The organism is Neoroseomonas terrae (assembly GCF_018129025.1).
Classification (GTDB): domain Bacteria; phylum Pseudomonadota; class Alphaproteobacteria; order Acetobacterales; family Acetobacteraceae; genus Neoroseomonas; species Neoroseomonas terrae.
In genome coordinates this window covers 75872-90836 of the sequence record NZ_JAAEDI010000002.1, presented here as the reverse complement: position 1 = coordinate 90836, position 14965 = coordinate 75872, and the positions used below count along the sequence as shown (strand labels likewise).

Sequence of the window (14965 nt, the reverse complement as noted above, 5' to 3'; positions counted from 1 at the left end):
GTCAGGATTCCGGGCCGGGCGGCAATTGGGTCACCGCCAGGGGCTGCGAGCCGTCCAGTCCGGGCGGCCGCAGCCCGGCGCCGGTGAGGCGCGCCTGGGCAACGGGCGGCGGCATGGGGCGCGCCTCAGGGAAGCTCGGAATGGTACAGATCGAGGAAACCATCGCGGTTGTGCGTCCCGTCGCAGCGCCGTCACTGCCGATGCGCCGGACACTGTCGATGCCGGCGACACCCAGGCCGCCACGCGCGTCGATGCTCATCATATCGTGCCGGCACATCCGGCCCGGTTCGACACATGCGTTGACGATGGCGGAGAAGAGGTCGGGATCGACGGCGGAGAAGTGCCGGATCGGTTCATTCTGGCTCGGCCGCTGCAATGCCAGGAAGCGCTGCCGATCGAGCCCCTCCCCGGCCTGCCGAAGCTGCGCGACCCAGCCCTCGAAGCCGTTCCCGTCCAGGCCGTGGAAGCGGAAGCGCATGCCGGAGAAACCCGCGCCGCTGTAGTTCGCGGAGAAGCCCTCATACTCCCCCGCCCGGTTGATCACGCCGTGCAGGGTCGTCTCCATGCCCGGCATAGCGTAGATCTGCCCGGCCAGGGCTGGGATGAAGAAGGAGTTCATCACCGCCGTGGAGGTGATCCGAAAGCGGATCGGCCGATCGACCGGAGCGGCAAGCTCGTTCACGCTGGCGACGCCCTGTTCCGGCAGGATGAACAGCCATTTCCAGTCGAGTGCTACGACCTGCACCTCGAGCGGGCGGGTGGACGCGGCGACCGGCCGGTCGGGAGCGATTCGAGACAGGGCCCGATAGGGATCCAGCAGATGGGTGCCCGCCCAGGTCAGCGCGCCGAGGCAGATGATGATGATAAGCGGCGCCGCCCAGATCACGAGTTCGAGGCCGGTCGAATGGCTCCATTCCGGCTCGTAGCGCGCTTCGCGGTTCGCGGCGCGATATCGCCAGGCGAACAGGACGGTCAGCGCCATCACGGGAAGGATGATCAGCAGCATCAGGCCCGTGGCCATCAACACCAGGTCACCCTGACGCTGCGCGACGTCGCCGGCCGGGTTGAGCACCACGAGATTGCAGCCGCCAAGCAGCAGCGGTACGGCGAACAGGGCGAGGCGGCGCATCATCCGGCCGGATCCTGTGTGAGACTCACTTCCGGAAGTTAGCCACGACTGGGCGGCCGAGGATACAGGCCATCCCGTTATTGCCGACAAACGACTTATTTTTCGTCGAACCCGCGGCATGGACCCGCTCCAGGCTTGCGGTCCCCGCACCGGCCGCGCTTTAACGATGCTTCGGACGAGGCCCGACCCGATGATGACGACGCAGCCCCTCTCCGCCACCGAAGCCGAGCGCGATGCCCTCGCGCTCCATACCCGCGAGCACCGCATCGCGCCGGGCGAGATCGCGATCGGGGTGGTGATCGGCCGGACATCGGAGTTCTTCGACTTCTTCGTCTATGCGATCGCCTCGGTACTGGTCTTCCCGAAGCTGATCTTTCCCTATGTCGATCCGCTGACCGGCACGATCTACTCCTTCGCCATCTTCGCGCTGGCCTTCATCGTCCGGCCGGTCGGCACGATGATCTTCATGGAAGTGGACCGCCGCTACGGCCGCGGCACGAAGCTGACCATCGCGCTGTTCCTGCTCGGTGGTTCCACGGCGGCGATCGCGTTCCTGCCGGGCTATGAGACGATCGGTCACGCCGCGGTGATGCTGCTTGCGCTGTTCCGCATGGGCCAGGGCGTGGCGCTCGGCGGGTCCTGGGACGGGCTGGCCTCCCTGCTCGCCCTGAACGCGCCGGAACGGCACCGCGGCTGGTACGCGATGGTGCCACAGCTCGGCGCGCCGCTGGGGCTGATCGTCGCGAGCCTGCTTTTCGCCTTTTTCGTCAGCATCCTGCCGGCCGAGGACTTTCTGGACTGGGGATGGCGCTACCCGTTCTTCGTCTCCTTCGCGATCAACGTCGTGGCGCTTTTTGCCCGGCTGCGCATCGTCGTCACGCCGGAGTATGCGCGGCGCTACGAAAGCCTCTCGCTGGCGCCCGCGCCGGTCATGGAAACCGTTCGGGCCGAATGGCGGACGATTGCCCTCGGTGCCTTCGCGCCGCTGGCGACCTTCGCGATGTTTCACATGGTCACCGTCTTCCCGCTGTCCTGGGTGTTCCTGTTCACGCCCGACTCACCCTCACGGTTCCTGGTGCTCGAGGCCATCGCCGCGGCGCTGGGCACCGCCGCCATCGTCGCCTCGGGCCATATCGCGGACCGGGTGGGCCGGCGTCGGCTGCTCGGGGCCTGTGCTGCTGCCATCGCGGCGTTCAGCGGCTTTGCACCACAGCTCCTCGATGGTGGTCCGGTCGGCGAGGCCGTGTTCATGCTCGTGGGGTTCGTGCTGCTCGGCCTGTCCTTCGGCCAGTCGTCAGGTGCCCTGTCCTCGCGGCTGTCGCCTCGGCATCGCTATACGGGTTCGGCCCTGACCTCGGACCTGGCCTGGCTGTTCGGCGCCGGTTTCGCGCCCATCGCCGCCTTGCTGCTGTCCACGAGTTTCGGGCTGCCCTCCTCAGGCCTCTACCTGCTGTCCGGCGCTGCCTGCACCCTGGCAGTGCTTTGGCTGAACCGGGAAGTGGTGGGCGCGATCGAGTAACGGGATCGTCCGGCGGTGCCCAGGCGGTTCGGGTTTCGATCGCCTGACCTACCGAAGGCCCGGTCCTCCCGTCGTCACGTTCCGCCCGACCCAGCACCTCGGCTCTCGGTCGCTGACACGGCCACGGGGCATGAGCTACATCCCCATCATGATGGCGTTCCTGACAAGCGAGACCCTTGCGGATCTGCGGCACCGCCACGCGGAGCCTCACCGGAAGCTCCACACGTGGGATCGGGTCGGGGAGCTGCTGCAGTTCGCCGAGGACGTCGTGAACGGTATCGCAGAGCGGCCCGCCTTCATTCTCGCCATCCTTTTTCACAAGTCTGTGTTCACGCCGCGCGCGACTGATTCGGCCACCCGCAGCGTGGAACTGATGCGCGCGTCGATCGGCGCGAGCGCTCCACCCGGGACGCTGGACCGCGCGGAGGCGCTGATCAGGGCGATCGACGAGCGCGAGGTCCCGGAAACGGACGATCCGTCGCTCCGCGGGGACGCCGCGCTGCTCCTGGATTTCGACAACGCGGTGCTCGGCGACGATGCGCGGCGCTTTTCTGAATACGAGGAGGCGTTGCGTCAGGAGGCCGCCCACCTGCCGGCGGAAAGGTATCGCATGGCGCGCTCCGCCGCCCTGCAGATGCTGCTGTGGAAGAATCGCATCTTCCACACGGATCGATTCTATCTGGAGCGGGAGAAGCGGGCGCGCCGCAACATCGAAGGGGCGATCGCGCATCTCGAGGCGGCGTGACGAGCGCGGTCGAGCGAAAGCCGCGGCGCGAGCCACCCGCTCCGCCGGCGCTCCGGTGCTCCACTCGTGCACGGGCGCCAATAGTCGCGGTCATGGTGCCGCCGCTCATAGTTCCCGGAGCGGCGGTCGCTTCGAGATGGCCACGGGTGGGGTCGGCTTCCTCGCGGGATTCATGAGCTTCATGGCGGTGCTTCCAGTGAGCAGCTATGCAATCCGGCGGCCCGCTGATCGAGAACGTCGTTCGCCGCGTCGCGGATCCGGCACTGCTGAGACGTTGAGCTTCCCCGCCTCTTCAGGCGTGGCGTCATGTGCCCCGGCTTCGCCGGCGCCGATGGTGCGACAGCGATGTCGGTTCCCTGTCCAGGGGATGCGCGTTCAACTGGCCGATGGCAGCCAGTCGCTCCGCGGCCGTGTCGTCATCCTCGAAGCGCAGCGTCGATTGAATGAAACGTGTCGCCTCCTCGATCTCGCTACGGAGCAGGGCGGCGGCAGGCTCCCCTGCGCGCTCGCGCAACGAAGCGAGAATCTCGCCATGGCGATGCCGCATGCCGCCCAGCGCGCCTGACAAGCCGCGAATGGCGCCGAAGAGCGGCCCTCGCCGCAGCCAAAGCGTCTCGATCAATCCAAGCAGCAGCGGCGCCTGCGCGGCGCGGTAGATTAGAAACAGAAAGTCCCGGTCCGCGGCCTGGATTGCCTCCGCCTCGCCGGCCCCCCGAGCCGTGTCATGCGCGGAGATCAGCGCCGCAAGTCTGGTCCAATCGGCCTCTGTCAGATGCGGCGCGGCAAGCCGGACCGCGAGCGGCTCCAGCTCCGCACGGATGGCACTCAACTCAGCGAAGCCCGCGCGGGTCAGGCGCGGCACGACCGCGGTGCCCGAGGGCAGGAGATCCACCGCCTGTTCCGCCGCCAGGCGCTGCAACGCCGTACGGGCCGGCATGGAACTGACCCCGAGCGCCGCCGCAACGCCACGGATGGACAGGCGATCGCCCGGCAGCATGGCGCCCGTCACCAGCGCCCGGCTCAGGCGCCGATAGGCCAATTCATCAAGGGTGAGCCCTTCTTCCTCCGAGACCGGGAGAAAGGCCATGGCGCTTCGGTTCATAGTGTGATCACATTTCTCTTGTCGTTGGAATCGCGATTAGCCGTGGTCGTCATCGTAGTGGCCGCAGGCTGGGCGAGTCCAAGTGATGTAGATCCTCGGACCGGAGCTCGCCATGTCCCTCCACCGCCTGGCCCTACCGTTGGATCACCGGCCCATGAGCGCCGCCGCCGTGGACGTCACCGCGCCTTGCCGCGGCCCGACGTCACGCGCCTGACACCCGCCGACAGAGCAAGGAGACCACCGCATGGAACGGCGCCATTTCATTGCCACCACCGCTGGCCTTGTCGCAGCAGGCAGTGCGCCTGCACGAGCGCAACGCAGGGACCCGCGCGTGCTGCGCTTCATTCCGCAGGCCAATCTCACCGCACTCGATCCCATCTGGACGACCGCGGCGGTGACCTCGCTGCACGGGTACACCGTGTTCGACACGCTCTACGGCACCGATGATGCCGGGCACATCCGGCCCCAGATGGCCGAGGGACACACGGTATCCGACGACAAGCTGACCTGGACCATCCGGCTGCGCGACGGGCTGCTGTGGCACGATGGCGAGAAGGTCCTGGCGCGGGATTGCGTTGCCAGCCTCGAGCGCTGGAGCAAGCGCGACGTCTTCGGCCAGTCGCTCGCCGCCGTCGTCGCGGAATGGGGCACGGCCGATGACCGCACCTTGCGCATCCGGCTGCGCAGCCCCTTCCCGCTGCTGCTCTCGGCCATCGGCAAGACGGCGTCGAACATGCCGCTGATGATGCCTGAGCGTCTGGCGCGCACCGACCCCTTCCGGCAGGTCACCGAGATGGTCGGGTCCGGCCCGTACCGCTTCCTGGCGGATGAGTTCGTCTCGGGCAGCCGCGTCGGCTATGCGAAGTTCGACGGCTACGTGCCGCGGCAGGAGCCGGCGGAGAACACCACCGGTGGCAAGGTCGCGCATTTCGAGCGCATCGAATGGCATGTCATGCCTGACAGCGCGACGGCGGCGGCCGCCATGCAGGCCGGCGAAATGGATTGGTGGGATCAGGTGAACCCCGATCTCACGCCGCTGCTGCGCCGCAACCGCAATCTGCGCGTGGCCGTCAACGATCCGGCCGGCTACATCGGCACATTGCGCTTCAACCACCTGCATGCGCCCTTCGACAAGGCGGCCGTGCGCCGCGCCATCCTGTACGCGGCGAACCAAGATGATTACCTGCGCGCCATCACAGGCAACGATCCGGAGATCTTCTCCGAATGCCATTCCATGTGGCCTTGTGGCACGCCGTATGGCCGGGAGACGCAGCCGGCCGAACTGCGCGGCAACCCGCCCGATTTGTCCCGCGCGAAGCAGATGCTGCGCGACGGGGGGTATCGCGGCGAAAAGGTCGTCGTCATCAATCCGAGCGACCTGCCAAGCATTGCGCCCTTCGGCCTCGTCACCGCGGACCTCCTGAAGCGCCTCGACATGAATGTGGAGTTGGTCGAGACCGATTGGGGGTCCGTCGTGCAGCGGCGCGCCAGCCGGGAACCGGTGGACCGCGGCGGCTGGAGCATCTTCCACACCTGGTGGCCAGGCCCTTCCATCCTGAACCCGGCCACCAGCCCGATCCTGCGTGGCCAGGGCGAGCGCGGCTGGTTCGGCTGGTACACCAATCCGCGCGTGGAGGAACTCGCCGCGCAATGGCTGCTCGCGCCAGACGAAGCGACGCAGGCGCAGTTGGCCGAGGATATCCAGCAGGAATCCTTTCGCGAAGTTCCGGTGGTTCCGCTCGGCCGATACTTCATCCGCACCGCCTATAGATCCGGGCTGACCGGCTTCCTGAAGAGTGCATCGAGCTACCCCTGGAATGTCCGCTGGGGCTGATCGCCCACGAAGGAGACAGACAAGAATGCGACTCACGCGAGACGACATGCGGGGCAAGGCCCAGACAGTCCTTGGCCTGGTGGACCCGGCTACGCTCGGCCCCACCCTGATGCACGAGCATCTGATCTGGAACATCACCCACCCCGCCAAGCGCGAGCAGGTCAGCGGCGGGCCGGACCACGGGCAGTACTGGGACCTGCTGAACAGCCACGTCGCCGACCTTCGCAACACGACGCAGAAGGACCGGGCCGTCGCCGCGCGCGCCACCAAGGAGATGGTGGATGCCGGCGGCAAGACGGTCGTGGAACTGACCATCGGTGGGCTGGAACCCGATCCGGAAGGCCTCGCCCAGGTCGCGCGGGAAACCGGCGCCCACATCGTCATGGGCTGCGGGCATTACGTCCATAGCTACCAGGACCCCGCGAACCACGACCGCAGCATCGACAGCTTCGCGAAGGAGATGATCGATCAGGTCCAGTTGGGTGCGTGGGGCACGGATGTGCGCGCCGGAATTGTCGGTGAGATCGGGTGCGAATGGCCGTGGACGGACCTCGAGAAGCGCGTCCTCGCCGGTGCCGTCATCGCGCAGCAGGAAACGGGTGCATCGCTGACGATCCATCCCGCCCGGCACGAGGATCATCCCTGGATGCTGGTGGAGTTCCTGCGCGAACACGGCGCGGACCTTTCGCGCACCATCATCGACCACATCGACCGCACCATCTTCGATGACGACCGGCTGTTCCGCCTGGCCGATGCGGGCGTGATCCTCGAATGGGACCTGTTCGGGCAGGAGAACACCTACTACGCGCATTCCGATATCGACATGCCGAATGACGGCATGCGGCTGCGCACCATCCGCCGTGCCATCGACCGCGGACATCTCGACCAGATCGTGATCAGCCACGACATCTGCCATACCATTCAGTTCAGCGAATGGGGCGGCCATGGCTATGCCCATATCCAGAAGAAGGTGCTTCCGCACATGCGCAAGCGCGGCTGGGATGAGGCGGAGATCGAAGCGATCATGGTCGGCAATCCGCGGCGGTTGCTGACCTTCATCTGACCATCCATTCGCCCCGTCGCCCGGCGCGCATCGGCGCGCCGTCGGCGGGGCGGCCTTGAACCGGAAGGATCCGGCCATGACTCATCTTCCCCCAAGACCACTCACGGAGGACCGCGCATGAGCGCCGCCCGCGACCTGAAGCGCAACAGCCTCGACCTGCCCGGCGCGGTCGAGGCGGCGCGCACGGCTTACGCCGCGAAGCGGCCCCGCAGCGCCGCCTTGCACGAACAGGCGCTTGAGGTGCTGGCCGGCGGCAATACCCGCACCGTCATCGCCTATGGCCCCTTTCCGACCGCGATGACGCGCGGCGAGGATTGCCGGCTGTGGGACCTCGACGACCACGCCTATCTCGACCTCTGCGGCGAATACACCGCGGGGCTGTTCGGTCATTCCGAGCCGCGCATCCATGCCGTGCTCCATGACGTGCTGCGCCGCGGCATCAACTTCGCCTCGGTCGGGCCGGGTGAGGAGAAGCTCGCGCGCATCGTCTGCGCGCGCTTTCCTTCGATCGACCGCGTCCGCTTCACCAACAGCGGCACCGAGGGCAACCTGATGGCCCTGACGGCGGCGCGCGCCTTCACCGGCCGCGACAAGATCATGGCGTTCCGCGGCGGCTACCACGGTGGCGTGCTGACCTTCCCCGCCGCCGGCTCAAGCCCCTCGACGCTCCCGTTGCCCTTCGTCCTGGCCGACTACAACGACAATGACAGCGCCATCGCGGTGGCGCGGGCCCATGCGAAGGACCTCGCCGCGATCATCGTCGAGCCGATGCAGGGTTCCGGCGGCTGCCTGCCAGCGCGACCGGATTTCCTCGCCACGCTGCGTGATCTCGCGAACGAAACCGGCGCCGTGCTCATCTTCGACGAGGTCATGACCAGCCGCCATTCAGGCGGCGGGATGCAGGCCCGGCTCGGCATCACGCCGGACATGACGACGCTCGGGAAGTACATTGCCGGCGGCATGTCCTTCGGTGCCTTCGGCGGCCGCGCCGACATCATGGCGCAGTTCGGCGGCAAGCTCAGCCATGCCGGCACGTTCAACAACAACGTACTGTCCATGTCAGCCGGCGGCGTCGCGATGGGCGAGATCTTCACGGCCGAGGTCGCCGAGGCGCATTTCCAGCGCGGTGAGGCGCTGCGCGCGCGGCTCGATGACATCGGCGCGGCGAAGGGGCTTCCGCTCTGCTTCACCGGCCTCGGTTCCATGATGACGGTGCAGTTCCGCACGCCGGCGCCCGACCGCCCCTTCGTACCGACAGCGCGCGAGGAGCAGCTTCGCGAGTTGTTCTTCTTCGACATGCTGGAGGCGGGCATCTATCTCGCTCGCCGCGGCATGGTTGCGCTCAGCCTTCCTGTTGGCGACGCCGACCTCGATCGCTTCGTCGCCGCGGTCGCGGCATTCGCTGACAATCGGGCGGAGCTTCTGCGCGTGGATGGGGATGCCGCGTGATGCGCACGGGTCTTTTCGTCGGCCTCCTCGCCGCTCTGCTGTCACTCAGCGCGCCCGCCTTTGCGGGCGCGACGTTCGAGGCCGTGCGCCAGAACGGCTATGTCCGCTGCGGCGTGACGAGCGGCGTTGCCGGCATGGCGCGGCCCGATTCACGCGGGCGGTGGATCGGTCTGCATGCCGATATCTGCCGTGCCATCGCGGCCGCTTCGCTCGGTGATGCGGAAAAGGTGCGCTTCGTGCCGCTGACCGCACAGAGCCGATTCACCGCGCTGCAGAGCGGCGAGGTGGATGTGCTGGTTTACATTACGGCCCTCACGCTCTCGCGTGACGCGACGCTCGGTCTCAGCCAGGTCGTGCCGTACTTCTACACCGGGCAGGGCTTCCTCGTGCGACGGAGCCTGAACGTCTCTCGTGCGACGGAACTTGACGGCGCGACCGTCTGCGCCACCCAGGGCAGCGTCATCGAGCGAAACCTCGCTGATTTCGCGCAGCGGTCCCGCATCCGGCTGACCACCATCGCCTATGATACCCAGCCCAATGTGATTGCGGCCTTTCTCTCTGGCCGTTGCGACGCGATCAGCAACGACATGATCAGCTTGAGCGCGAACCGCCTGTCTGCTTCCGATCCGGATGCATTCGTGCTGCTGCCCGACCTGATCGCAAAGGAGCCGCAAGGAGCACTGGTGCGCAACGGCGATGCGGAATGGGCGGTACTCGTCCGCTGGAGCGTCTTCGCCCTGATCCAGGCTGAGGAATTCGGCCTGACGCAGGAGACTGTCGAAGCAACGCGCGCGAGCACGACGGATCCGGAGATCCGCCGCTTCCTCGGGCTCAGCGAGAATGTCGGCGCCGGGTTCGGTATCCGGGACGATTGGGCCTTCCAGATCGTGCGCCAGGTCGGTGACTACGGCACGCTGTATGACCGTCATGTTGGCATCCACGGTCTTGGCCTGGATCGCGGCCTGAACCGCCTTTGGAACAAGGGCGGGCTTTTGATGAGCTGGCTCTGGCAGTGATTGAGGCGGGATGACCGGGTTTTCCCGGACTGAGGACCTGCCAATCGATCGATACTATCCCGACGCGGACCACGCTGGCCGCGCCGGGGTCGCCCCCGGCGTCGATCCACTTGCGCGTTCACCTGCGCTGTTCCGGTTCGGCGATCTCGCGGATGGCGCCGGGCGGTGCCGTGCGGTCAGGGCGCAGGAAGACTGTCTCTTCCTCTGACGAGGGCTGAAGCCGGTGTCCTCAGCGGCACACGACGCTGAACAGCAGCGCCCTCCTGCTGAGCGCTGGCCTGCACGCGCAAGAAATAGTGACTCGCAGATACGGAAAAAGCGAAAAGAAAATAATGAAAGGACTGGAAGGCAACGCCAACAAAAGCACTTCCAGCAAAATAGGTCGTTGCACACACCATTAGCGCCCGCGCGAGATCATGCAGCCAAAGGAGATCCTTATTTTTCTTAGTTTTCCATGCCAATCGAAATAAGCTCACATAGAATGCCATCATCAGAGCGCCAAAAATTATGGCCCCAACGACGCCATGCTCTCCCAGAACTTCCATATAGATACTATGAAAGGCTCGAGCCTCTATGGTGAACTCTGACCCGTCCTCCTGAAGAACCGTACGCCGATTGATACGATAAACATCGAAGCCGCCCCCCAAGGGATGCTGAGCGGCGTACTCGATGGTCCATTGCCAAACCACGATCCGGGTGAACGCCGAGCCATCCGTCTCGGCCTCCGTAATCGTTGACATTCGGTCCGCCCATTGTTCGCCCATGAGCGGGACAAAAATCAGCGCCGCCATGCAGAATACGGCAGCCAGCATGACCTTGCGCTTTACATGCCACCAAGTATATGCGGCCCAAACAAAGCAGGATACCAGACCAGCGCGGGCGAATGTGGCAAAGGCACCAACAATGGCAATGGTCGGCGCGGCCCAATAGGCGAATTTCAGCGCTCCCTTGTAAGGCGCTATTTTGGAATGCCGCATGAGGAAGATGATCAGCGGTATGCAGGCAATCGAGTCAATCGCCAGCGTGCTGCTCTCACCCAGGCCTACGTTGACCGGCAAAAGGCCGAGTTGCCTGTGGTAGCCACTCCCAGAGACCAGCGCCTTGATGCAGAACGGAATAGTATTGGAGAATATAGCCAGGATAATGGTCAGTATGGCTGCTTCTATCTGAATCCTGGATCGAAACAGAAAGGGCATGAAGGCGGAGAACATAACGGTCTTGAATGCCCAGTCCCACTTCGTCCAGGCGTGCTCCGGGAGCACGGCCCAGGTGGTCGTGGCAGTGATCCAGACTGCCCAGATCACAGTCAGAACTGTCACGAGGTGCAGCGGTGGAGGATCCCGGCGGTCTCCGAACGCGTAAGCCAGTCCACACAGACAGGCTGTGATCATGGAGACAGGGAGCAAACCCATGACGGAAGGAACGACATCCTGCGGCCGAAACAGATCTATCCAGATATAGGCCAAGCCAAGCACGAACGGCGCGTACAGGCCGAGAGCAAGAAGGCCGGTCCAAACGAGCAAGATGAATAATCCTTGCACGCTACTCGAGCCTCGCTCGCCACCCGGAGGATCGTCGGTGTCGAGCTTCACCCCGTGAAGCGGCCGCGCCTGCTTCAGCGTCGACGCCGGATTCTTCCGGCAGGGCGGGCTCCTGGACAGACCGGAACCATGGAGTTCTTGAATCGAGGATGACGGCCCGCAGCGCCACGAGCAGCAGGCCCCCACATGTCAGCAGTACAGCAAGGTTGTTGATCATGATCCTGCCGTGATGCCGTGTGACGGCCCTTCCAGGACCGCCGGCAGGCCCCGTGCAAGCCGGTCGGAGAGCGGGCGCGATGCTTTCGAAGGCTTGCCCGGCGCCACCCATGAACGCCACAACGCCAAGCGACCAAGAAGATGGCAGGACATTATGTCGGGGGCGTCCTGCGATCGGAGGAAGCCGCAAGGCGCCTCTTGATGGATTGCCTCCATGCGAGTGGCACCAGATTGGTCAGACGCTCCTGCGTCACCGGCCAGAACTGCTGCTTCCGTGAGTAGGATCGGCGTTCCTCCCTGGGCAACCTCCCCATCGGACTGCCGTTCGCGCGGGGCATGGCCAAGATCGGCTGAGCCTTCCCCTTCATGGCAACGACAGTGAGCCGATCACCGGGCTTTTCCAGCTCGACAGGCACGTTGCATTCGTAGGCGGTTGTGAAACCGGCATCGCCAAGAAGATTGTATAGCGAGTTATGCGCGATCCACACGCTGTTCGGGTTGTCGAGTGAAGCCCACTTGCTCTCAAGCCGTTCCTCTTTGCTCGATTGAGGCAGGTGCTCGCGAATAACGCGCCCCCAATACTCGTGGCCGCGATACTCAAAGCGCTGCAGGCTTCCGACGCCAACATAGGTATCGAAGATCGCGAAGCCGTCACACCCCTCGGCAATCTGATGAACGAAGGAAAAAACCTCGGGCACATCCAGGTGGTACAAAAGGCCGAGACACAGGACTACGTCGAAGCGGCCATGGATCGCCGGATCCAGGTTGCGCACATCGTCCTGCACGAGTTCCAGATTCGACAGGCCCAGCACATCCTTTGCAAAACGCACCTTTTCCAGATTGGCCTGCCGGCCCTCTATTGCCATCACCGCAGCGCCGCGCCGGGCCAGCTCGATGGCATAGCCGCCTTCGAGGCATCCAAGGTCGAGTATGCGGAGCTGCTCAAAGGGCTTCTGAGCGAGATCAGAAACGATCTGCACAATGCGCCGGAGCTTGTCGGCCTCCCGATCCGGGCCGATCGTGTAAATGTCCCCTCCCAAATGGATGTTGTGGGCCGTCCAATCCCCCCATAGACGGGCCACCTCAGTTTTCCGCCGTGCAATCTCAGCCGCATCCATGGTGGCCACTCCAACGTCCATCAGAAATTCCCTCCCGGCGGGCTGGTGGATCACCAATCACTTCACTTTGGCAGATGCACCCGCATAGCCTCCGCGCAGCCCGCGTTGCTCCGCGGCTGTGGCGCTCCGGACCTCGACTGACGTTTGATCCCGCTGGCGCTTACGCTAAACCCAAAAACATCGAAATCGCAACGAATTTGATGCGGAGCCACACGACGACCTAGGCCGCCTTCCTGTTCACCACCGCCGGTTCTCGGTTCACGGGTTGAACCGAACCTCCGCAAGCGGCGGTATCCGCGAATGGGGGACGCATCACGACACGATGGAGGCAGGCTTCCGCGGCGAGTTGGCAGCCTCGAGCAACAGGGTCGGCGACGAGGTCGCCAAGCGGCCACGGATCGCACTCGTGGCGAGAGCCCCTCGGGACCGCTATATGGCGTGAGCGGAGCACTTCAGCCGCCAAGCCTATGCGCTCATGTCCGGGCACGAGGAATCCCCGCAGTTATGGCCCCTGTGTAAGGAGACGTGGAACGCGTGACCCAAGGACATAAATCACGGGCGCGTTCCCGCAGGCCGGCGCATGGCGATCCGTCGCTGCCGGAGATCGAGGCACATGCCGAGAGCTTCCGCCATGCGCGGAAGGCTCGCAGCAACATCCTGATTGAGGACTACATCGAACTCATCGCGGACCTCATCGAGGACGGGAACGAGGCCCGCCAGATCGATATCGCCGCTCGCCTTGGCGTGGCTCAGCCGACTGTCGCCAGGATGCTGGGGCGTCTGGCGGATGAAGGCCTGATCGTACGGCGACCCTATCGGGGTGTTTTCCTGACGGATGAAGGCAAGCGTGTTGCGCGGGCAAGCCGCGAACGACACCGGATCGTCGAGGCGTTTCTGCTGTCGATCGGTGTCAGCGCTGAAACCGCCCGCATCGACGCCGAGGGCATCGAGCATCATGTGAGCGCGGAAACGCTCGACATCTTCCGCAGGCTTGCGGAGCGGGCGAGCGCCTGAGGGCGCGTCAGGCGCCCAGCGATGTCCCCGCGTGGAGGATCCTCCGCGTGCTGGCGCCTAGCGCGCCGCGAGAAGGCGAAATCGCTGATTAGCCTAGCTTTGCAGCCATGCCGCCCGCGCGAGCAGATACGACCTGATGCGTCCGCGAAGCGCGTTGCGTAGAGGTCGGCCAATTCGTTCTGAAATCGGCTCGACTTAGGCGCCCTAGCGCCTGCTTGAATTAGCTTGTGCTAAGATTTTAAATGCATACTCTAGAGATTAGAGCCTGACATTGGAGCAGCCTGATGCAGCTGTGTTTGACCAAGGGCTGGGCGGCCGCCGTCCTTGTCGCGACCGCCCTGCTGCTCAGCGGGGGACATCCCTTGATGGCGCAGGAAGCCGGCGCGCGGCCCATCCGGGTGGTGACGACGTTCACCATCCTGCAGGACATGGCGCAGAACGTCGCCGGCGACGCCGCCCTGGTGGAATCCATCACGCGACCCGGTGCCGAGATCCACGACTACGAGCCGACACCCCTCGACGTGGTGAAGGCCCAGGCCGCCGACCTCGTCCTGTGGAATGGAATGGGCCTGGAGCGCTGGTTCGAGCGCTTCTTCCAGCGTGTGCGCGACGTGCCCTCCGCGGTGCTGACGGACAACATCACCCCGCTTCCCATCAGCGACGGCCCCTATGCCGGACGGCCCAACCCGCATGCCTGGATGTCGCCGGCCAACGCGGTGATCTATGTGGAGAACATCCGCAAGGCGCTGGTCGCACGGGATCCGCGCAACGCGGCGACGTACAACGCCAATGCCGCGCGGTACACGGCGCAGATCCAGGCCCTGGACGCGCCGATCCGGGACATGCTGGACCGGATTCCCGCTGCGCAGCGGTGGCTGGTCACCTGTGAAGGCGCCTTCTCCTACCTGACCAGCAACTACGGCATGCGCGAACTCTACCTCTGGCCGATCAATGCCGAGGAGGAAGGCACCCCGCAGCAGATCCGCCGCGTCGTGGACACTGTCCGCCGCAACCGGATCCCGGCGCTGTTCTGCGAGAGCACGGTGAGCGACCGCGCCATGCGCCAGGTCGCGCGCGAAGGGCGGTCGCGCTTCGCTGGCGTGCTGTTCGTGGACAGCCTGACCGACGACGGCGGCGATGCCCCGACCTACCTCAAGCTCCTCGAATACAACGCGAACGCCATCGTCCGCGGCTTCCAGCTGCAGGCTTCACGGTAGGC

12 protein-coding genes are annotated in these 14965 nt (G+C 65.2%); 8 read left to right on the top strand and 4 right to left on the bottom strand.

Annotation, left to right across the window (positions count from 1 at the left end; translation table 11 throughout):
- Position 1 precedes the first annotated feature (1 nt).
- Positions 2-1132, bottom strand: coding sequence for a ubiquinol oxidase subunit II (gene cyoA / locus GXW78_RS01780; protein WP_211865525.1), 1131 nt, complete (start codon positions 1130-1132; stop codon positions 2-4).
- Between the two features lie 190 nt (positions 1133-1322).
- Here cyoA and GXW78_RS01775 point away from each other — a divergent pair, with 190 nt between their 5' ends.
- Together GXW78_RS01775 and GXW78_RS01770 are read left to right on the top strand one after the other, a co-directional pair.
- Positions 1323-2648 (top strand): MFS transporter, encoded by a 1326-nt coding sequence (locus GXW78_RS01775; RefSeq protein WP_211865524.1) that lies wholly within the window; start codon positions 1323-1325, stop codon positions 2646-2648.
- 148 nt (positions 2649-2796) lie between these two features.
- On the top strand, positions 2797-3393 hold the full coding sequence (locus GXW78_RS01770; RefSeq protein WP_211865523.1) for an HD domain-containing protein: 597 nt from the start codon (positions 2797-2799) through the stop codon (positions 3391-3393).
- 304 nt (positions 3394-3697) lie between these two features.
- Here the strand turns inward: GXW78_RS01770 and GXW78_RS01765 are convergent, their stop codons facing one another.
- The gene (locus GXW78_RS01765) at positions 3698-4480 is read right to left on the bottom strand and encodes a GntR family transcriptional regulator (protein ID WP_211865522.1); all 783 of its coding nucleotides are present in this window, start codon (positions 4478-4480) and stop codon (positions 3698-3700) included.
- A 259-nt stretch (positions 4481-4739) separates the two neighbouring features.
- Between GXW78_RS01765 and GXW78_RS01760 the strand changes: the two genes are divergently transcribed.
- The 4 genes from GXW78_RS01760 to GXW78_RS01745 all read left to right on the top strand — a co-directional run bounded on the left by GXW78_RS01760 (position 4740) and on the right by GXW78_RS01745 (position 9857).
- Complete coding sequence (locus GXW78_RS01760; protein ID WP_211865521.1) at positions 4740-6329, top strand: ABC transporter substrate-binding protein; 1590 nt, start codon at positions 4740-4742, stop codon at positions 6327-6329.
- A 25-nt stretch (positions 6330-6354) separates the two neighbouring features.
- Positions 6355-7392 (top strand): phosphotriesterase family protein, encoded by a 1038-nt coding sequence (locus GXW78_RS01755; protein WP_211865520.1) that lies wholly within the window; start codon positions 6355-6357, stop codon positions 7390-7392.
- A 117-nt stretch (positions 7393-7509) separates the two neighbouring features.
- Positions 7510-8841: an aspartate aminotransferase family protein gene (locus tag GXW78_RS01750; protein WP_211865518.1), complete on the top strand. Its 1332-nt coding sequence runs from the start codon at positions 7510-7512 to the stop codon at positions 8839-8841.
- Complete coding sequence (locus tag GXW78_RS01745; protein WP_211865516.1) at positions 8841-9857, top strand: amino acid ABC transporter substrate-binding protein; 1017 nt, start codon at positions 8841-8843, stop codon at positions 9855-9857. The genes GXW78_RS01750 and GXW78_RS01745 overlap by 1 nt, the downstream gene beginning before the upstream one ends.
- Before the next feature lie 176 nt (positions 9858-10033).
- Here GXW78_RS01745 and GXW78_RS01740 read toward each other — a convergent pair whose 3' ends face one another.
- Together GXW78_RS01740 and GXW78_RS01735 are read right to left on the bottom strand one after the other, a co-directional pair.
- Entirely contained in the window at positions 10034-11449 is a 1416-nt protein-coding gene (locus tag GXW78_RS01740) for a DUF5935 domain-containing protein (RefSeq protein ID WP_211865514.1), read from the bottom strand.
- Positions 11450-11766: 317 nt separating this feature from the next.
- The gene (locus GXW78_RS01735; RefSeq protein ID WP_211865512.1) at positions 11767-12786 is read right to left on the bottom strand and encodes a class I SAM-dependent methyltransferase; all 1020 of its coding nucleotides are present in this window, start codon (positions 12784-12786) and stop codon (positions 11767-11769) included.
- 480 nt (positions 12787-13266) lie between these two features.
- Between GXW78_RS01735 and mntR the strand changes: the two genes are divergently transcribed.
- Positions 13267-13746 carry a manganese-binding transcriptional regulator MntR gene (mntR, locus tag GXW78_RS01730; RefSeq protein ID WP_211865833.1) on the top strand — a complete coding sequence of 160 codons (480 nt, stop codon included), beginning with the start codon at positions 13267-13269 and terminating at the stop codon, positions 13744-13746.
- A gap of 284 nt (positions 13747-14030) precedes the next feature.
- A complete protein-coding gene (locus GXW78_RS01725) occupies positions 14031-14963 on the top strand; it encodes a metal ABC transporter substrate-binding protein (protein WP_211865510.1) in 933 nt (310 codons plus the stop codon).
- Positions 14964-14965: the final 2 nt, after the last annotated feature.